The organism is Lysinibacillus zambalensis (genome assembly GCF_040183165.1).
Classification (GTDB): Bacteria; Bacillota; Bacilli; order Bacillales_A; family Planococcaceae; genus Lysinibacillus; species Lysinibacillus zambalensis.
Genome location: NZ_JBEGDG010000121.1, coordinates 1 through 328, shown reverse-complemented (window position 1 = coordinate 328; position 328 = coordinate 1). Strand labels below are relative to the sequence as shown.

2 tRNA genes are annotated in these 328 nt (G+C 56.7%); one reads left to right on the top strand and one right to left on the bottom strand.

The annotated features are described in order from the left end of the window. Positions 1–87: 87 nt before the first annotated feature. A tRNA-Arg gene (locus ABNX05_RS26295) sits at positions 88–164 on the top strand. Here ABNX05_RS26295 and ABNX05_RS26290 read toward each other — a convergent pair. Further along, positions 165–240 (bottom strand) — tRNA-Ala (locus ABNX05_RS26290). Positions 241–328: the final 88 nt, after the last annotated feature.

Sequence of the window (328 nt, the reverse complement as noted above, 5' to 3'; positions counted from 1 at the left end):
TGGCAGACGCACAGGACTTAAAATCCTGCGGTAGGTGACTACCGTGCCGGTTCGATTCCGGCCCTCGGCACCATTTTTTTATAATTAGCGCCCGTAGCTCAATTGGATAGAGCGTCTGACTACGGATCAGAAGGTTATGGGTTCGACTCCTGTCGGGCGCGCCATGGTGGAGCCTAGCGGGATCGAACCGCTGACCTCCTGCGTGCAAGGCAGGCGCTCTCCCAGCTGAGCTAAGGCCCCAAGAGGTATATATGGTGGGCCTAAATGGACTCGAACCATCGACCTCACGCTTATCAGGCGTGCGCTCTAACCAGCTGAGCTATAGGCC